The organism is Methylobacterium sp. J-077 (assembly GCF_022829365.1).
GTDB lineage: Bacteria > Pseudomonadota > Alphaproteobacteria > Rhizobiales > Beijerinckiaceae > Methylobacterium.
Map to the genome: position 1 here is coordinate 1 of NZ_JAKSYJ010000120.1, position 17508 is coordinate 17508.

Genomic DNA, 17508 nt, shown 5'->3' on the forward strand with positions numbered 1-17508 from the left:
CGCGCTGGTGGCGCAGGCGGGGCTCGACCTGCGGGTGGCGCCGAACGCGACGCTCGGCGTGGCCTATACCGGCCAGGTCGGGGCCCGGGCGCAGGACCAGGCCGTCAAGGGCAACCTCACCCTCCGGTTCTGAACGGGGGCAATCCGGGTCGCCGCGGCGGCCCGGGGGCTGTCACACGACTGACGCCGTCCGGCCGCTAGAGCCGCGCCCAACCAGGTGCGGCTCTAAGTCGTTGATGCCACGCGCGCTTGCCGGTGAGCCGGGCCGATCACGCGCGTACACGAGGGATCCGCATGATTGACCCCACGGTGCCGGCCCTGTCCCTCGGTGCACTCCTGGCCCTCGTCCAGATCGCCAGCCTCGTGATCGCCGGCCGGCGCATCGGCCACGTCCATGGCGCGTCCGCCTTCCCGGCCGGTGCCCCGGTCTCCCTGGTCCGTCCGCTCCACGGGATCGAGGCGTTCAGCGACGAGATGCTGGCCCGCAGCTTCCATCTCGCCTATCCGGCCTACGAGCTGATCTTCTGCGTGGCCGACCCGGCCGATCCGATCGTGCCGCGGGTGCAGCGGCTGATCGCCGACCACCCGCAGGTGCCGGCCCGGCTGATCCTGGGCGACGAGCGCGTCAGCGACAACCCGAAGCTCAACAACTGCCTGCGCGGCTGGCGCGCCGCTGCGCACGACTGGGTCGTGCTCGCCGATTCCAACGTGGCGATGCCGCCGGACTACCTCCAGCGGTTGCAGGCAGCCTGGCGGGAGGATACCGGCCTGGTCTGCTCGACCCCGGCGGGCGCCCGGCCGGGCAGCTTCATGGCCGAGGTCGAATGCGCTTTCCTCAACACCCTGCAGGCGCGTTGGCAATACGCCGCCGAGGCGTTCGGCCTGGGTTTCGCGCAGGGCAAGAGCATGCTCTGGCACAAACCGTTCCTCGAGGCCCGGGGCGGCCTGCAGGCGCTGGCCTCCGAGATCGCCGAGGACGCCGCGGCCACCAAGCTGGTGCGGGCCGCCGGCAAGCGCGTCCACTTGGTGGCGAGCCCGTTCGAGCAGCCGCTGGGGCCGCGCGGCTTCCGCGAAGTCTGGGCGCGGCAACTCCGCTGGGCCCGACTGCGGCGCGTGACCTTCCCGCTGTTCTTCGCCCCGGAGATCGGCAGCGGCGTCCTGCTGCCGGCGCTCCTCCTGGCGCTTTGGGCCGGCAGTCTCGCCGGGCTGGTGGGCGCTGTCGGCCTCGTCGGGTTGTGCTATGGCGCCGAGTACCGGCTCGCGGTTCGCGCGGGCTGGCATCGCGGGCCGCGGATGCTGGCCGCCTTCCTGGTGCGGGACGCCCCTCTCCCGGCGATCTGGCTGGGCGCCTGGGTGCAGAGCGCCATCGTGTGGCGCGGCAACGCCATGGATGTGCGCCCGCGCCGGGCGAGCGTCGATCGCGCCTGCGCGCCGACGGCGTGACCGGGTGGGGCCGGAGGTCGGGACATGACGCGGCGCTACGCCCTCTACTGGCTCCCCGAACCCGGTTCGGGGCTGGCGGCCTTCGGCAACGCCGTGCTCGGCTACGACAACGCCACCGGCGCCCCGGTTCCGTATCCGGACGGGCTCAGTGATCTCGCCGCCGTCACGGCTGGCGCCCGGGCCTACGGCTTCCACGCGACCCTCAAGGCGCCGATGCGCCTCGCGCCGGCGGCCGAGGAGGCCGACCTTCTCGCGACGGTCCGGGATCTCGCGGCCGGGCACCCGCCGGTGGCACTCGGCCCGCTGCGTGTTGCCGCGCTCGGGCCGTTCCTCGCCCTGGTGTCCGAAAGCCCGCCGCCGGAACTCGGCCTGTTGGCCGCAGAATGCGTCGCCGCCCTCGACCCACTGCGGGCGCCGCTCTCGGAGGCCGAGCGTGCCAAGCGCCGCCCGGAACGCCTGGATCCGCGCGGCCGCGCGCTGCTGGCCCGCTGGGGCTACCCGTATGTCTTCGAAGCCTTCCGGTTCCACATGACGCTGACCGACGCCCTGCCGGAACCCGACCGCGCCGCCTGGCTCGACCGCCTCACCGAAGCCTACGCGGCCTCCGGGCCGGAGCCCGTGGTGATCGACGCCGTCTGCCTCCTGTCCCAGGACGGGGCCGAGCCGTTCCGGCTCCGGGCGCGCCTGCCGTTCGGGGCCGCCCATGGCTGAGCGGCATCTCGGCCTCAACCCCGCAATCGATCCGAGCGCCCGGATCGTCGATTGCCATCTCGGCCGCTACACCGAGATCGGCGCGCGCACGCGCCTGACCGAGACCGTCCTCGACGATTATTCCTATATCGCCCAGGACGGCGAGGTGATCTACACCACCATCGGCAAGTTCTGCTCGATCGCCGCCAGCGTGCGGATCAACCTGGGCAACCATCCGATGGAGCGCGCGAGCCAAGCGCACTTCACCTACCGGGCGCATGCCTACTGGCCCGAGGAGGCGGACGAGGATGCCTTCTTCGCTCGCCGCCGGGCCAGCCCGGTGACCATCGGCCACGACGTCTGGATCGGGCACGGGGTCGTGGTGCTGCCCGGCCGCACCATCGGCAGCGGCGCGGTGGTCGGAGCCGGCGCGATCGTCACCCGGGATGTTCCGGCCTACACGATCGTCGTCGGCAATCCGGCCCGGCCGGTGCGCCGCCGCTTTCCCGAACCGATCGCCGAGCGGCTGGAGCGCCTCGCCTGGTGGGATTGGGACCACGAGCGCCTGCGCCGGGCGCTGCCGGATATCCGTGCGCTCGCGATCGAAGACTTTCTGGAACGGTACGCGAGCCGGGCGGGAGCGTAACTTTCCGCCACGCTGGTCATGCGTGAAGCTCGTTCACTGCTCTTGTTTGTGTCGGAATACGAAAGCGGCGGTGCGCTTTAAAAATATGTCTCTGATTTCAAGATCTGTTTCAGGAGCTGACATTTCCATAGAAAGTCGGACGTTTCTGTTTATCGGGTAGGCTCGACACGAGCTCGTCAAAATATAAGGTCATTCGGGAATCAGGCTTTTCCTGCGCGCGTATTGATCGCGGCGGTGTCGGAAATCTGACGGAATGCCACGATCAATGCGTCGCGCACCGTCCAAATATGTGCGAAATCCGCTTCGACAGGAACGCCGGACTTGCCGCGGATGCGATAAAGTCCGACCGTGATGACGGTTTCGCCGTCGGCCATGAACGTTTTCGGATGTGTTTCTTAGGCGCTGAAATGCGCTTTCACGGATGCAAAGAAACGATTGATGACCGCGTCCCTCCCGCGATAGATCCCACCCGCAGGAAAGCTCTCCAGCACGCGCCATTCGATCTCTGGTGACAACAGATCGGGATTTCCAGTCCGATACCAGTCTTGTACGATCCTCAGCGCGTCGCAGCCCATTATCGCCTCCATTTTTGCGCAGTCGATTGCATCCGGAACGCGAATCCCGACAGCACGCAAGAAGCGTCCCGTTTCTCGACTTGCTGAACGAGAGCCAGGATAGGTATTGTGTGTCGTTACGCAAGAACGCACATAAAAAGCATATCGTATCAGAAAGGATACCTCTATGGCGCGCATTCGTCATTCGCGTCTGGATTGCGGGCCTGGATGTCCGGTCGAAGGGACGCTTCAGTTAATCGATGGAAAATGGAAGGGCGTGATCCTCTTCCATCTGCTTTCGGGGCCGATGCGCTTCGGCGAACTGCGACGGGTATTGCAAACCTGCACGCAGCGGATGCTGACCAACCAGCTACGGGATTTGGAGGCCGATGGGCTCGTCGATCGGAAAATCTATCCCCAAATGCCGCCTAAGGTTGAATACAGCCTGACCTCGCGCGGCCGGACGCTCGAGCCTGTTATCATGGTGCTGAAGACATGGGGTGAAACGCATGGGGTTGCATCGATGCCGAACGCCGCATGAACGGACGCCTGGCGGAATGCCCCTGTGCGACCCGGCCTGACCGTGGGGCCGCGACGGAAGAAGCCAGGGGGCGGGAGTTTTCCCTGGCCGCTGAAATGCCGATTTTGTGCGCCGACTAAAGAGTTTGTTCTGTATTCGTCATCCAATCGTCGTGGAACGCGAGTTTAGCTGCGGCCATTCCGCAGCGGATGGATGTGTATGCTCGTTGTCGAGGATCTCACGCGTCAGTACGGCGGCCGTCGGGCCGTCGACGGTGTTTCGCTGGAGATCGAGCGCGGCAGCTTCGTTGGCGTGATCGGTCGGTCCGGAGCCGGCAAGTCGACGCTTCTGCGGCTCATCAACCGCCTCGCCGACCCGAGTTCCGGGCGCATCCTCTATGACGGCCACGACGTCACGAGCCTGACGGGCCGACCCCTGCGAGAATGGCGCACCCGCTGCGCCATGATCTTCCAGCAGTTCAACTTGGTCGGCCGCCTCGACGTGATGACCAACGTGCTGATGGGCCGCCTCAGTCACGTCCCGACCCACCGTTCCCTGCTCCGGATGTGGTCCGACGAGGACCGAGCCATGGCGCTCGCCGCCCTGGAGAGCTTCGATATGGGCGAGTTCGCCGGCCAGCGGGCCGACGGCCTGTCGGGCGGCCAGCAGCAGCGCGTCGCCATCGCCCGGGCGCTCGTGCAGGAGCCCGAGATCCTGCTGGCCGACGAGCCGGTGGCGTCCCTGGACCCGCGCAACACCCGCCTGGTGATGGATGCGCTGGCCGCCGTGAACCGGCGCTACGGCATCACGGTCCTGTGCAACCTGCATTCGCTGGACCTCGCCCGGGCCTATTGCGATCGCCTCGTCGGGCTCGCCGCCGGCCGGGTGGTGTTCGAGGGCGGCCCGTTCGATCTCACCGAGGACGTTGCGCGCCGGCTCTACGGCCTGGAGGCCGGCGAGGTGCTGGACGATTCCGCGGAGCGCGAGGCGGAGCAGCGCGCGGCGCTGCCGGGGCTGCCTGGCCTCGTGCCGGCCGAGCCCATCCGCGAGGCCGCCACCGGGGCTTGAGCCGAGATTGTCGGCGCACGGAACTCGCCGCTTCAACAACGATGGGCCGGGAAACACTTCGCCGAATCGCCGATGCCTCGGACGGCCGACCCGCCGCCCGCTTCCGACCTAAGGACGACCCGATGATTACCCGACGCATCCTCGCCGCCGCAGCGACAGCCCTCGCCTTCCTCGGCCTGCCTGCCGTCGCCCAGGACGGGAGGGCCAAATATCCCGAGCTGACCCTGGCCGTGGTCCCCAACGAGGATGCCAGCGGCACCAACGACCGCTTCGCGCCGTTGGCGGCCTATCTGACCAGGACGGTCGGCGTGCCGGTGAAGCTCCGGGTGGTCGACGACTACGCCGCTGTGATCGAAGGCCAGCGGGCCGGCAGCATCCACATCGCGTTCCACGGGCCGGCCTCCTTCGCCCGCGCCGTGATGACCGGCGTGAAGCTCGAGCCGCTCGTGAACTCGAAGCACGAGACCGGCCTCGCGGGCTATTACTCGGTGCTCTACGTGCCGGCCTCGAGCCCGTACAAGACCGTGGCGGACCTGAAGGGCAAGACCCTCGCCCTGGTCGACCCGAACTCGACCACCGGCAATCAGGCGCCGCGCTACTTCCTGAAGCGGGCCGGCTTCGACGTCGACAAGCACTTCGGCAAAGTCATTTTCGCCGGGAGCCACGAGAAGGCCGTGCTGGCTCTGACCGAGGGCACCGTCGATGCCGCCGCCAACCTGTGGAATTCCGAGACGGACAGCAATGTCACGCGCATGATCACCAAGGGCATGTTGAAGAAGCCCGACGGTTCATCGCTGCAGCCATCGGATTTCCGGGTGGTGTTCAAGTCCGACTTCCTGCCGGAAGGGCCGTACGCCGTGCTGGCGAGCTTGCCGGACGACCTGAAGATCAAGATCCGCAACGCCTTCTTCGATCTGCCTCAGAACGACAAGGCGGCCTTCGCGCGGCTCTCCGACGGCAAGGACCTCGATCTGACCCCGGTGAAGCTCGAGGATTATCAGTTCGTCATCAAGATGCTGAAGCTGAACGAACAAGGACGCAAGCACATCTGATCCGCGCTCTCCCTCCTGCGCGGTGCCGCCCTGCACAAGGCCCTAACCCTCGGCGGCATCCCCTCGCCCCGAGACCGTCCCGACCCTGCGATGGCCCACTGGTCTCCCGCGTCTGGCACTGACGAAGGACATACGATGATCACTCGACGCACCCTTGCCGCCGCCGCGGCGCTGACCTTCCTCGGCCTGCCGGTTGCTGCGCAGGGCTGGAAGGCCCAGTATCCCGAGCTGACGCTGGGCGTAATCCCCGCCGAGAACGCCTCGGGCACCGCCGATCGCTGGGCGCCACTCACCGCCTACCTGACCAAAACCCTCGGCGTGCCAGTGAAGCTGCGGGTGGCCAGCGACTACGCCGCCGTGATTGAGGGCCAGCGCGCCGGCAACATCCAGATCGCTTGGTACGGCCCCGCCTCCTTCGCCCGGGCGGTGATGACTGGCGTGAAAATCGAACCGATTGTGAACCAGAAGCACGAGACCGGCGCGTCGGGCTACTACTCGGTCGTCTACGTCCTGGCCACCAGCCCCTATAAGACGGTCGAGGATCTCAAGGGCAAGAACCTCGCTCTGGTCGATCCGAATTCCACCTCCGGCAACCAAGCCCCACGCTTCTTCCTCAAGCGGGCCGGCTACGATGCGGAGAAATTCTTCGGCAAGATCTTCTATGCCGGCAGCCACGAGAACGCCGTCCTGGCACTTACCCAGGGCACGGCGGATGCCGCCGCCAACCTTTGGAACTCCGAGACTGACACGATGGTCACCCGCATGGCCGCCAAGGGCATGCTCAAGAAGTCCGACGGCACGCCGATGCAGCAATCGGACTTCCGGGTGGTGTTCAAGTCCGACTTCCTGCCGGAGGGTCCCTTCGCCATGCTGTCGAGCCTGCCCGACGACCTGAAGGCCAAGATCCGCCAGGCCTTCGTCGATCTGCCGACCGCCGACAAGGCGGCCTTCGATCGGCTATCCGACGGCAAGGACCAGGGTCTCACCCCGGTGACGCTGAAGGACTATCAGCCGATCATCGACATGCTCAAGTTTAACGACGAGCAGCGCAAGAAATCCTGATCCGGAGATGCAGACCTTGCGCGGCCCGACACCCCTGCCGCCGGAGCGGGCCGCCGCCCTCTCCGGGCTCTACGCGGCAGCGACCCGGGCCACGCGCCGCCGCACGCTGGCGGGCTTCGCCGTCGTGGCGGTGCTTGCGCTGCTTGCCGGGCTCGCTGCCGAAGTGCGGCCACTGGTCTTCATCGCGAACATCGGCAAGTTCACCGCCTACATCCAAGAGATCCTGCCGCCGATCGGTCTCGAACATCCGCTCGTTGACGTGCGCGCCTGGTACTGGGGCCTGCCCAATTGGCTAGCGCTACTGGGCGAGACACTGCTGATGGCCTATCTCGGCACGCTCCTTGGCGGGCTCGCGGGTTTCGCCCTGAGTTTCCTGGCGGCCGGCAACCTCGCGCGGTCGCGCTTGCTGCGCATCGGCGCCAAGCGCTTCCTAGAGATCTGCCGCACCGTCCCCGAGGTGGTATTCGCGCTGATCTTCGTGATCGCCTTCGGGCTAGGGCCGATGGTCGGCGTGCTCGCCATCGCCATCCACACCACGGGGGCGCTCGGCAAGCTGTTCTCCGAGGTGGTCGAGAACATCGACATGCGGCCCGTCGAGGGCCTGTCGGCCTCGGGCGCCACCTGGGTCGAGATGGTGCGCTTCGCCGTGCTGCCCCAGGTGCTGTCGAACTTCGCCTCCTACGCGCTGCTGCGTTTCGAGGTCAACGTGCGCGGAGCCGGGGTGATGGGCTTCGTCGGCGCCGGCGGCATCGGCCAGGAGTTTCTGGTGGCGATCCGCAACTTCTACTACGCGGATGTCAGCGCGATCCTCGTGCTGATCATCCTCACTGTGTTCTGCATCGACCTCGCCACCGAGCAGGTCCGCCACCGGCTGATCGGCCCGGAGCACGCCCGATGAGTGCGCGGTCCGAGACCCTGCGGGCGACGGCTCGGGCCGACCTCGTCCGGCTGCGCGCCCGCTACCCGGCGCAGTTCCGCGTCGACTGGGCGGCGCGGGCGCGCCTCGCCGGGACGATCGGGCTCCTCCTCGGAATCTCGGCTTTCGGCTATTGGCGCCTCGATTTCTCGGTGACGCGGATCCTCCACGGGCTCGGACGACTCGGCTCCTTCGCGGTGCTAATGCTGCCGCCGTCGCCCGAAGGCCAGTTCTGGACCTTCCTGCACGCGCTCGGCGAGACCCTGGGCATCGCCTTCCTGGGTACCCTGACGGCGGCGATCCTGGCCTTCCCGGTGGCGTTGCTCGCCGCCCGCAACGTCGTGCCCAACCCGTTCGCGCATTTTGCCGTGCGTCGGGGCCTCGACGTGATGCGCTCGGTCGACGTGCTGATCTGGGCGCTGATCTGGATCAACGTCGTCGGCCTCGGCCCCTTCGCGGGCATGCTTGCCATCGCGTGCTCGGATTTCGGGGCGTTCGGCAAGCTGTTCTCAGAGGCGATCGAGACCTGCGACCGGCGGCCGGGCGAGGGCGTCGTCGCCTCGGGCGGCTCGGCCCTGCACCGCATCCGCTTCGGGTTGATCCCCGGGGTACTGCCGGTTCTGGCGAGCCAGGTGCTGTACTTCTTCGAATCGAACACCCGCTCGGCCACGATCATCGGCATCGTCGGGGCGGGCGGCATCGGCCAGTACCTCACCGAACTGATCCGCGTGCTGGAGCTGAAGCAGGTCGCCTTCCTGGTGCTGATGATCCTCGCGACCGTGTCGGCGATCGACTGGGTCTCGACCCGCCTGCGCCGGGCCGTCATCGGGCCGGCGGCGCGCTGACCGGCTTCAGCCGCCGATCACCAGCTCGACCCGGTCGGCGGCGAACAGGGTGCGGTTCGCCTGGATCGGCACGCCAGCGGAGTCGATGTTGACGCTCGACACCACCATGACCACCCGCCCGGGGGCGATGTCGAGGCGCTCGGCCTCCTGGGCGTCGGCCGGCCGGGCGCGGATCCGCGTCGAGAGCCGGGTGTAGTCGTGGACACCGCAGGCCGCGAACGCCCGGGTGATCGAGCCGCGCTCGGCATAGGCCGCAGCGAAATCGGAGAAGCGGGGCAGGGGCAGCCAGGTCTGCGCGGTCGAGATCGGGGCATCGTCCGCCCGGTGGATCGTCAGCAGTTCGAGGATGGGCGCGCCGGGCTCGATCGTCAGCGCCGCCGCCTGCTTGGGTCCGGCCGGGACGATGGCGGAGGCGAGCAGGTCGCCCCAGGCTTCGCGCCCCGCCCCGGTGACGATCTCGGAGAAGCGGGTGCGCGGACCGATCGGGTAGGCCAGCGGCGCCTCCTCCACGAAGGTGCCGCGTCCCTGGCTGGCGCGCACGAGGCCGCCCTCCGCCAAGGCGGCGAGCGCCCGCCGTACCGTGTGCCGGTTGACGGCGAAGCGCGCGGCCAGCGCCGCCTCGGTCGGCATCTGCTGGCCCGGCGCGTAACGCCCGGCCGCGATATCGGCCGTCAGGGCGTCGGCGATCTGCCGCCACGCCGTCAGCCCCTCGCCCCGGACGAGGCCGGGCGCCTGCTCCTGTGCATCCATCCTGTCATCCAAACTTCATTTGCGCCCGGCACGCTAGTTGTCTACACGACTAGACAACAGCTCGACAGAGGGATTCGCGATGGCGACGAGCCCGCTTCATCCAGGACCCGAGGAGATCGCCGCACGGCAGGTCGTGATGGCGCTCTGCGCCGATGCGAGCCGAGACGATCTCGACGCCGCCTTGCAGGCGCTCGCGGCGCCGAACGCCGAGGATCTGCGCCCGCCGGAGACCGGGCTGGTGATGGCCACCGGCCGGATCGGCGGCGACGGGCGGCCGTTCAACCTCGGTGAGGTGAGCGTGACCCGGGCGGCGATCCGGCTGCCGGACGGCGCCACCGGCTTCGCCTACCATCTCGGCCGCGACCGCACGAAGGCGCGCCTCGCCGCCACCCTCGACGCTCTCTGGCAGGATCCGGCCCGGCGCGCCCGAGTCGAGGCGGCGCTGCGATCTGCCGCCGAGAAGGCCGAGGCCGCCCGTCGGCAGGCGGCGCGGCGCACCGCTGCCACCCGCGTCGAGTTTCTGACCGTCGCACGCGGGGAGGATTGACCATGCTCGCACCCGGCTTCGCCGATCCGGTCCATGACGCGCAGGGCACGTTCCGCGCCGTGATGGACGCGCTCGCCCGCCCCGGCCTGCCCCAGCGCCTCGACGCCGGGCCGAACCCTCCGGCGCCGCTGACCCCGGAACTCGCCGCCATCGCTTTGGCGCTCACCGATGCCGACACGCCGGTCTGGCTCGATGCCGATCTCGCGGCCTCGTCCGAAGTCGCCGCCTATCTGCGCTTCCACACCGGGGCGCCGCTCACCGAGGACCCGGCCCGGGCGGCCTTCGCGCTCATCCGCGATCCCGCGCGCTGCCCGCCGCTCGCCCGGTTCGCGCAGGGCACGCCGGCCTATCCCGACACATCGACCACCCTGGTGCTCGCCCTCGACGCGATCGCGAGCGAAGCGGGGCTGCGCCTCATCGGCCCCGGCATCGACGGCACGGCGCGGATCGCGCTCTCCCCCCTGCCGGACAGCTTCGTCGCGCAGCTCGCCGAGAACCGGGCGGGCTTCCCGCTGGGCGTCGACCTGATCCTCACCGCCCCCGGCCGCGTCGCCGGGCTCCCGCGCTCCACCGCCGTCACGGAGGGTTGACCGATGTATGTGGCCGTGAAGGGCGGTGAGGCCGCCATCGACAACGCGCACCGGCTGCTCGCCGAGGCCCGCCGGGGCGATCCGGCCGTGCCGGAGCTCACCGTCGCGCAGATCCGCGAGCAGATGGCGCTCCTGGTCGACCGGGTGATGGCCGAGGGCTCGCTCTATGATCCCGATCTCGCCGCGCTCGCCCTCAAGCAGGCCCGCGGCGACGTGGTCGAGGCGGTGTTTCTGGTCCGCGCCTACCGGACGACCTTGCCGCGCTTCGGCGCCTCCGCCCCCGTCGATACCGGCGCCATGGCGGTGGCCCGCCGGGTCTCGGCGACCTTCAAGGACCTGCCCGGCGGCCAGGTGCTCGGGCCGACCTTCGACTACACCCACCGGCTGATCGATTTCGCGCTCGCTGCCGAGGGCGCGGTCGAGCCCGCCGCCGAGGCCGAGCCCCGCGACGATGCCGGCACCTGCCCGCGGGTCACCGACCTGCTGGCCCAGGACGGCCTGATCGAGCCCTCACCCCCGGATGACGGCGCCCCCGTGGGCGACCTCACCCGGGAGCCGGTGGATTACCCCGCCGACCGGGCCTTGCGCCTCCAGGCCCTGGCCCGGGGCGACGAAGGCTTCGTGCTCGGCCTCGGCTACTCGACGCAGCGCGGTTACGGCCGCACCCACCCGTTCGTCGGCGAGATCCGGGTCGGCGAGGTGGCGGTGACATTCGTGCCCGAGGAGCTGGGTTTCCCTGTGCCGCTCGGCCGGATCCGGCTCACCGAGTGCCAGATGGTCAACCAGTTCAAGGGTTCGGGCGCGGCGCCGCCGCAGTTCACCCGGGGCTACGGGCTCACCTTCGGGCAGAGCGAGCGCAAGGCCATGGCCATGGCCCTGGTCGACCGGGCGCTCCGGGCGGAAGAACTCGGCGAGCCGGTGGCGAGCCCGGCCCAGGACCAGGAATTCGTGCTCGCCCATTGCGACAGCCTCCAGGCCACCGGCTTCGTCGAGCACCTGAAGCTGCCGCATTACGTCGACTTCCAGGCGGAGCTGGAGCTGGTCCGGCGCCTGCGCGCCGAGTTTTTTCGAGACTCAGACAGCATGCAGGAGGCGGCCGAGTGAGCGCGATGGGTATGCTTCCGCGTGACGGCGGCGCTCCGGATGGAGCGCAGGTCCCCTCTCCCGTGCGGGAGAGGGACAGGGTGAGGGATGCGCCGTATCCGGAAAGACCTGATCCCTCACCCCAACCCTCTCCCGAACGGGAGAGGGCGCCCGGTGCGTCGGAGGCTGGCGAAGCCGGCTACAATTTCGCCTATCTCGATGAGGGCACGAAGCGGATGATCCGCAGGGCCATCCTCAAGGCGATCGCGGTGCCGGGCTATCAGGTGCCGTTCGCCTCCCGGGAGATGCCGATGCCCTACGGCTGGGGGACCGGCGGCGTGCAGGTCACGGCGGCGATCCTGGGCCGGGCCGACGTGCTCAAGGTGATCGACCAGGGCGCCGACGACACCACCAACGCGGTCTCGATCCGGCGCTTCTTCGCCCGCACCTCCGGGATCGCCACCACCACCCGGACCACCGCGGCGACGATCATCCAGACCCGCCACCGCATCCCGGAGACGCCGCTGCGGGAGGGCCAGATCCTCGTCTACCAAGTGCCGATCCCGGAGCCCCTGCGCTTCCTCGAACCGCGCGAGACCGAGACGCGCCAGCTCCACGCGCTCGCCGAGTACGGGGCCATGCACGTCAAGCTCTACGAGGATATCAGCCGCCACGGGCACATCGCCACCACCTACGCCTACCCGGTGGAGGTCGCCGGCCGCTACGTGATGGACCCGTCGCCGACCCCGAAATTCGACAACCCCAAGATGGACCAGAGCCCGGCGCTCCAACTGTTCGGGGCCGGCCGAGAGCGGCGCATCTACGCGGTGCCGCCCTACACGTCGGTGCGCAGCCTCGACTTCGAGGACCATCCGTTCCGGGTGCAGGAATTCACCGAGCCCTGCGCGCTGTGCGGCGCAAGCGGCCACTATCTCGACGAGGTCGTCACCGACGATTCGGGCGGCCGGATGTACGTCTGCTCGGACACCGACATCTGCGAGACCCGCGTCGCGGAGGCCGCCCGATGAGCACGCCACTCCTCTCCGCCGAGAACCTGACCAAGGCCTACGGCAGCCGGCTCGCCTGCGCCGGGGTCGATCTCGACGTCACCGAGGGCGAGGTGCTCGCCATCGTGGGTGAATCGGGCTCGGGGAAGTCGACGCTCCTGTCGCTGCTGGCAGGGGAATTGGCGCCGGATTCCGGCTGCGTCCGCTACCGGATGCGCGACGGCCGAAGCCGCGACCTCGCCGATCTCGGCCCCGCCGAGCTGCGCCGGCTGATGCGCACCGATTGGGGCTTCGTCCGGCAGGATGCCCGCCAGGGCCTGCGCATGGCGGTCTCGGCCGGCGGCAATGTCGGCGAGCGGCTGATGGGCATGGGCGAGCGCCATTACGGCCGGATCCGCGGTCAGGCCCTCGACTGGCTCGGGCGGGTCGAGATCGAGGCCGGCCGGGTGGACGACCCGCCGAGCCAGTTCTCGGGCGGCATGCGCCAGCGCCTGCAGATCGCCCGCAACCTCGTCACCGGCCCGCGCCTCGTGCTGATGGACGAGCCGACCTCGGGCCTCGACGTCTCGGTCCAGGCCCGGCTCCTCGACCTGATCCGGCGGCTCTCGGCCGAACTCGGGCTCGCCGTGATCATCGTCACCCACGACCTCGCGGTGGCCCGCCTGCTCTCGCACCGGATCGCCGTGATGCGCGCCGGCCGGGTGATCGAGACCGGGCTGACCGACCGGGTGCTCGACGACCCCGAGCACGCCTACACCCAGCTCCTCGTCTCCTCGGTGCTCGCCGCATGACCGCGCTTCTGACCTTCCAGGATGTCGCCAAGAGCTTCACCCTGCACCTGCGCGGCGGCGTCGTGCTCCCGGTGGTCGGCGGCGTGAGCCTGTCGGTGGCGCCGGGCGAATGCGTGGTGCTCGGCGGCCCCTCCGGGGCGGGCAAGTCCTCGCTCCTCAAGATGGCCTACGGCAACTATCGCTGCGATGCCGGTGCGATCTGGGTCCGCGACGGGGAGACCGTGATCGACGTCGCCCGGGCCGATCCGCGGGTCATGCTGTCCCTGCGGTCGCGGGTCATCGCCTACGTGTCGCAGTTCCTGCGGGTGATCCCCCGGGTCTCGGCCCTCGACGTGGTCGAGGCCGCCGGCCGCGAGGGCGGGTTGTCCGAGGACGAAGCCCGCGCGCGGGCCAGGACCCTGCTGGCCCGGCTCAACCTGCCCGAACGGCTCTGGAGCCTGCCGCCCGCGACCTTCTCCGGCGGCGAGCAGCAGCGGGTGAACATCGCCCGGGGGCTGATCGCCGACCGGCCGCTGCTGTTGCTCGACGAGCCCACTGCGTCGCTCGATGCCAGCAACCGCGCCGTGGTCGCCGAACTCGTCCGCGAGAAGCTGGCCGCCGGGGCCGGCGTGCTCGGCATCTTCCACGACAGCGAGATGCGCGACGCTGTCGCGACCCGAATCGTCGACGTGACGCGCTTCGCGCAAGCCCGGGCAGCCTAGCGCGTCGTGGCGGAGATCGAGGCCGGCACGACGCGCTAGATTTTTGATTCCCATCGTCTTTTTCCGAAAGCCGGAGGCCACCTTTCGGGACGATGCTGGAGAGGAGTTCCGATGAGCGACCTGATCCTCGAGAACGCGATCCTGGTCCTGCCGGACCGGGTCGAGCACGGCTGGCTCGCCGTGAGCGACGGCCGCATCGCGGAGATCGGCACCGGGCGCGCGCCCGAGCGCGGCCTCGACCTTCGCGGCGACCACCTGATCCCCGGGCTGATCGAGCTGCATACCGACCATCTCGAGAGCCACTTCGCGCCGCGGCCGAAGGTCCGCTGGCATCCCCTCGGCGCCGTGCTGGCCTACGACGCGCAGATCACCGCCTCGGGCATCACCACGGTGTTCGATTCCCTGCGGGCCGGCAGCGACCCCGACGGCAGCGGCCTCGGCTCCGAGCTGAAGCAACTCGCAGAGGCGATCGAGACCGCGCGCACCGGCAACCTGTTCCGGGCCGAGCATTTCACGCATCTGCGCTGCGAATTGCCCTCGGCGGACGTGCTCGACACGGTGGCGGAGTTCAAGGCGCGCTACCCGATCGGCCTGATCTCGCTGATGGACCATACCCCGGGCCAGCGCCAGTTCCGGGACATGGAGAAGTACTACACCTACGCCACGCGGGGCGGCCGCACCCTGGAGGAGGTCCGGGCCAACACCGAGCGCAAGATCCGAGAGGGGCAGGCGCTCAACGGCCGCAACCGTCCGGCCCTGGTCCAGTTCGCGCAGGAGATGGGCATCCCGCTCGCGAGCCACGACGACACCACCCTGGCCGATGTCGCGCTCGCGGCCGGGGAGGGGGTGGCGCTGGCCGAGTTCCCGACCACCCTGGAGGCGGCCGAGGCCGCCCACGGGCGCGGGATCACCGTGATGATGGGCGCCCCGAACCTGATCCGCGGCGGCTCGCATTCCGGCAACGTCGCCGCCCTGGCGCTCGCCGAGGCCGGCCATCTCGACATCCTGTCGTCGGATTACGTCCCGGCGAGCCTGCTGATGGCGGCCTTCCTGCTGCCCGAGCAGGCGCCCGCGATCGCGCTGCCGGAGGCGCTGGCCACCGTCACGGCCAATCCCGCCCGCGCCACCGGCTTGACCGACCGCGGCGCTCTGAAGCCCGGCCTGCGGGCCGACCTCGTTCGGGTCCAGCGCGCCGAAGGGGTGCCGGTCGTCCGCGAGGTCTGGCGCGCCGGCCTGCGGGTCGCCTGATGGCGGGCTGCCTGATCCTCGTGGTCGGCCCGAGCGGGGCCGGCAAGGACACGCTGATCCGGCTGGCCCGGACGGCGCTCGCGGGCGATCCGCGCTACGTCTTTCCGCGCCGCCTCGTGACCCGGCCGCCCTCCGGCGACGAGGACAACGACGAGATCGACGAGGATGCCTTCGACCGCGGCTGCGCGGCCGGCGCCTTCACCCTGCAGTGGCGCGCCCATGGGCTCGGCTACGCGATTCCGGCGCAGGCCGCCGATCTCGCCGCCGGCGGGCATGTGGTCGTCTGCAACGTGTCCCGCCGGATCGTCGAGGAGGCCCGGGAACGCGGCATGCCGGTCAGCGTGGTCGAGGTGACGGCACCGCCGGAGATCCTGGCGCGCCGCATCGCCGCCCGGGGCCGGCCGGAGGACGGCGACCTCGCCGCGCGCCTCGCCCGGGAGGCCCGGGTCCGGGCCGATCTCACCATCCTCAACACCGGCACGCCGGACGAGGCGGCGGTGCGGCTGATCGCGCATCTGCGCGCCTGTTAGGCCACGTCGCGCCGGACCGTCGTCGAGACGATGGCTGCACACCGAAACATGTGTTGAAGGACAAAGAGAAAGGGCGTGCGCCGGTGACGGCACACACCCTCGAAGGACAGTCCGGGAGGGTCGCCCCCGGGCTGCGTCGTCCGGCCAGATCCTAGAAGCCGCCGAACTTGTAGTTGAAGCCGGCGCGGACGATGCTGCCCTCGGTGCGGAAGCGCGAGACGTACGAGCCGTTGCCCACGCCCGGGATCGCCGCGACGAGCACGCTCTGGTTGCCCAGGTCGTAGTGCAGGTACTCGGCCTTGATGGTCACGGCGTCGTACTTGATGCCGAGATACTTGCCGACCGCGAAGGTGTTCAGGAAGCTGTCGGTCGGGATCGCGAACTCGATGCCGCCGCCATAGGCGAAGCCGGTCTTGAAGTCGTCGTAGCGGCCGGCGAATTGCAGGGCGCCGCCGGGGGTGTAGAAGTTCGCGTCGTGGAACACGTTGCCGTAGGCGAGACCGCCCATGCCGTACACCAGCACCCGGTCGAACGCGTAGCCGACGCGGCCCGTGAGGGTGCCGAGCCAGTCGAGGCTCTGGCGGAACTGGGTGATGTTCGGCGGGCCGCCCGCGACGTTGCCGGTGCCGAGGACGACCCGGTTCTTGGTGATGTCGGTCCAGTCGATGCTGTTGGCGATACCGACCACGATGCCGGAGCCGGGGGTGAACTGATAGTTGTAGCCGGCGGTGCCGCCGATGTTGGCGAAGCCGTCCTGCGACGTCGAGGTCAGGGCCGGGCGGCGGCCGAGCGCCACGTTGGTAGCGTTGCCCGGCAGGACGCCGGCCGTGGTGATGCGCTCACGATCGGTGAAGGTGTAGGCCGACTCGAGACCCGCGTAGAAGCCCGTCCAGGTGAAGACCGGCACCGGGGTGAAGATCGGTGGCGGCGCGGCGCGGCGCGGCAGGTCCGCGGCGAACGCGGCCGTCGAGACCAGGGCCGTCGCGGCGCTGGCGAGGAGCAACTTCTTCATCATGTTCGCGGGACCTAAGTGACCAGTGGTTGTCCCCACTTAAGCTCGGCCGCGTCGGCTTCGCTATGCCCTGCAAGCCACACTGTGTCTCGAAAGTGTCCATCGGAATCGCCGGGGACCAATATCCGTGCAGTCGAGCGAGGCCGTCCGGTGCTTGACAGGACGCGCCGCGCCGGAGGCGTTCCGGGCGCTGGACCTTGATCGCAGGCGGCCGACCCTCTAAGCGGACCGCGTTTTTCGCCCCCACCCGCGTTCGGGGCGGCCGACCAGGATTCGGGGAACAGCGTGGTCCCCGCCGCAGGAATGGGAATCATGGGCAAGGAAAAGTTCGCTCGCACCAAGCCGCACTGCAACATCGGCACGATCGGTCACGTGGACCACGGCAAGACGTCGCTGACGGCGGCGATCACGAAGGTCCTGGCGGAGACGGGCGGTGCGACGTTCACGGCCTAC

Annotated in this window: 21 protein-coding genes and 1 pseudogene; 18 read left to right on the top strand and 4 right to left on the bottom strand. The window is 69.5% G+C overall.

The window, feature by feature from the left end; translation table 11 throughout:
- Nucleotides 1-294: 294 nt before the first annotated feature.
- The 3 genes from MKL11_RS14840 to MKL11_RS14850 are packed head-to-tail and all read left to right on the top strand — an operon-like array spanning nucleotide 295 to nucleotide 2779.
- Nucleotides 295-1443 carry a ceramide glucosyltransferase gene (locus tag MKL11_RS14840; RefSeq protein ID WP_243944722.1) on the top strand — a complete coding sequence of 383 codons (1149 nt, stop codon included), beginning with the start codon at nucleotides 295-297 and terminating at the stop codon, nucleotides 1441-1443.
- 24 nt (nucleotides 1444-1467) lie between these two features.
- A complete protein-coding gene (locus tag MKL11_RS14845) occupies nucleotides 1468-2154 on the top strand; it encodes a DUF1045 domain-containing protein (RefSeq protein WP_243944723.1) in 687 nt (228 codons plus the stop codon).
- The gene (locus MKL11_RS14850) at nucleotides 2147-2779 is read left to right on the top strand and encodes a chloramphenicol acetyltransferase (protein ID WP_243944724.1); all 633 of its coding nucleotides are present in this window, start codon (nucleotides 2147-2149) and stop codon (nucleotides 2777-2779) included. The genes MKL11_RS14845 and MKL11_RS14850 overlap by 8 nt, the downstream gene beginning before the upstream one ends.
- A gap of 200 nt (nucleotides 2780-2979) precedes the next feature.
- Here MKL11_RS14850 and MKL11_RS14855 read toward each other — a convergent pair whose 3' ends face one another.
- Together MKL11_RS14855 and MKL11_RS14860 are read right to left on the bottom strand one after the other, a co-directional pair.
- On the bottom strand, nucleotides 2980-3153 hold the full coding sequence (locus tag MKL11_RS14855; RefSeq protein ID WP_243944725.1) for a nuclear transport factor 2 family protein: 174 nt from the start codon (nucleotides 3151-3153) through the stop codon (nucleotides 2980-2982).
- 21 nt (nucleotides 3154-3174) lie between these two features.
- The gene (locus MKL11_RS14860) at nucleotides 3175-3414 is read right to left on the bottom strand and encodes a hypothetical protein (RefSeq protein WP_243944726.1); all 240 of its coding nucleotides are present in this window, start codon (nucleotides 3412-3414) and stop codon (nucleotides 3175-3177) included.
- Between the two features lie 106 nt (nucleotides 3415-3520).
- On the opposite strand from MKL11_RS14860, the gene MKL11_RS14865 reads away from it, so the two are divergent.
- From MKL11_RS14865 to phnE (MKL11_RS14890), 6 genes are all read left to right on the top strand, one after another.
- Nucleotides 3521-3874: a winged helix-turn-helix transcriptional regulator gene (locus MKL11_RS14865; RefSeq protein WP_243944727.1), complete on the top strand. Its 354-nt coding sequence runs from the start codon at nucleotides 3521-3523 to the stop codon at nucleotides 3872-3874.
- 198 nt (nucleotides 3875-4072) lie between these two features.
- Nucleotides 4073-4921: a phosphonate ABC transporter ATP-binding protein gene (phnC, locus tag MKL11_RS14870; RefSeq protein ID WP_243944728.1), complete on the top strand. Its 849-nt coding sequence runs from the start codon at nucleotides 4073-4075 to the stop codon at nucleotides 4919-4921.
- Between the two features lie 122 nt (nucleotides 4922-5043).
- Entirely contained in the window at nucleotides 5044-5973 is a 930-nt protein-coding gene (gene phnD / locus MKL11_RS14875; protein WP_243944729.1) for a phosphonate ABC transporter substrate-binding protein, read from the top strand.
- A 135-nt stretch (nucleotides 5974-6108) separates the two neighbouring features.
- Nucleotides 6109-7035 (top strand): phosphonate ABC transporter substrate-binding protein, encoded by a 927-nt coding sequence (gene phnD, locus MKL11_RS14880; protein ID WP_243944730.1) that lies wholly within the window; start codon nucleotides 6109-6111, stop codon nucleotides 7033-7035.
- A 7-nt stretch (nucleotides 7036-7042) separates the two neighbouring features.
- Nucleotides 7043-7933 carry a phosphonate ABC transporter, permease protein PhnE gene (phnE, locus tag MKL11_RS14885; protein ID WP_243944731.1) on the top strand — a complete coding sequence of 297 codons (891 nt, stop codon included), beginning with the start codon at nucleotides 7043-7045 and terminating at the stop codon, nucleotides 7931-7933.
- Complete coding sequence (phnE, locus tag MKL11_RS14890) at nucleotides 7930-8796, top strand: phosphonate ABC transporter, permease protein PhnE (protein WP_243944732.1); 867 nt, start codon at nucleotides 7930-7932, stop codon at nucleotides 8794-8796. The genes phnE (MKL11_RS14885) and phnE (MKL11_RS14890) overlap by 4 nt, the downstream gene beginning before the upstream one ends.
- A gap of 6 nt (nucleotides 8797-8802) precedes the next feature.
- Here phnE (MKL11_RS14890) and phnF read toward each other — a convergent pair whose 3' ends face one another.
- Entirely contained in the window at nucleotides 8803-9546 is a 744-nt protein-coding gene (gene phnF / locus MKL11_RS14895) for a phosphonate metabolism transcriptional regulator PhnF (protein ID WP_243944733.1), read from the bottom strand.
- A gap of 79 nt (nucleotides 9547-9625) precedes the next feature.
- On the opposite strand from phnF, the gene phnG reads away from it, so the two are divergent.
- The 8 genes and pseudogenes from phnG to phnN all read left to right on the top strand — a co-directional run bounded on the left by phnG (nucleotide 9626) and on the right by phnN (nucleotide 16043).
- Entirely contained in the window at nucleotides 9626-10093 is a 468-nt protein-coding gene (phnG, locus tag MKL11_RS14900) for a phosphonate C-P lyase system protein PhnG (protein ID WP_243944734.1), read from the top strand.
- Nucleotides 10094-10095: 2 nt separating this feature from the next.
- The gene (phnH, locus tag MKL11_RS14905) at nucleotides 10096-10683 is read left to right on the top strand and encodes a phosphonate C-P lyase system protein PhnH (RefSeq protein ID WP_243944735.1); all 588 of its coding nucleotides are present in this window, start codon (nucleotides 10096-10098) and stop codon (nucleotides 10681-10683) included.
- Nucleotides 10684-10686: 3 nt separating this feature from the next.
- Nucleotides 10687-11787, top strand: coding sequence for a carbon-phosphorus lyase complex subunit PhnI (locus MKL11_RS14910; protein ID WP_243944736.1), 1101 nt, complete (start codon nucleotides 10687-10689; stop codon nucleotides 11785-11787).
- 173 nt (nucleotides 11788-11960) lie between these two features.
- Nucleotides 11961-12794, top strand: a pseudogene (locus tag MKL11_RS14915) (alpha-D-ribose 1-methylphosphonate 5-phosphate C-P-lyase PhnJ); the annotation flags it as partial.
- Nucleotides 12791-13564: a phosphonate C-P lyase system protein PhnK gene (phnK, locus tag MKL11_RS14920; protein WP_243944738.1), complete on the top strand. Its 774-nt coding sequence runs from the start codon at nucleotides 12791-12793 to the stop codon at nucleotides 13562-13564. The pseudogene MKL11_RS14915 and the gene phnK, both read left to right, overlap by 4 nt.
- Nucleotides 13561-14265, top strand: coding sequence for a phosphonate C-P lyase system protein PhnL (gene phnL / locus MKL11_RS14925; RefSeq protein ID WP_243944739.1), 705 nt, complete (start codon nucleotides 13561-13563; stop codon nucleotides 14263-14265). The genes phnK and phnL overlap by 4 nt, the downstream gene beginning before the upstream one ends.
- A 111-nt stretch (nucleotides 14266-14376) precedes the next feature.
- On the top strand, nucleotides 14377-15513 hold the full coding sequence (locus tag MKL11_RS14930; RefSeq protein WP_243944740.1) for an alpha-D-ribose 1-methylphosphonate 5-triphosphate diphosphatase: 1137 nt from the start codon (nucleotides 14377-14379) through the stop codon (nucleotides 15511-15513).
- On the top strand, nucleotides 15513-16043 hold the full coding sequence (gene phnN, locus MKL11_RS14935; RefSeq protein WP_243944741.1) for a phosphonate metabolism protein/1,5-bisphosphokinase (PRPP-forming) PhnN: 531 nt from the start codon (nucleotides 15513-15515) through the stop codon (nucleotides 16041-16043). Before MKL11_RS14930 ends, phnN begins: the two co-directional genes overlap by 1 nt.
- Nucleotides 16044-16194: 151 nt before the next feature.
- Here the strand turns inward: phnN and MKL11_RS14940 are convergent, their stop codons facing one another.
- Nucleotides 16195-17058 carry an outer membrane protein gene (locus tag MKL11_RS14940; protein ID WP_243944742.1) on the bottom strand — a complete coding sequence of 288 codons (864 nt, stop codon included), beginning with the start codon at nucleotides 17056-17058 and terminating at the stop codon, nucleotides 16195-16197.
- A gap of 309 nt (nucleotides 17059-17367) precedes the next feature.
- Between MKL11_RS14940 and MKL11_RS14945 the strand changes: the two genes are divergently transcribed.
- Nucleotides 17368-17508: GTP-binding protein (locus tag MKL11_RS14945; RefSeq protein ID WP_243920259.1), on the top strand; the 141-nt coding region annotated here is incomplete at its 3' end.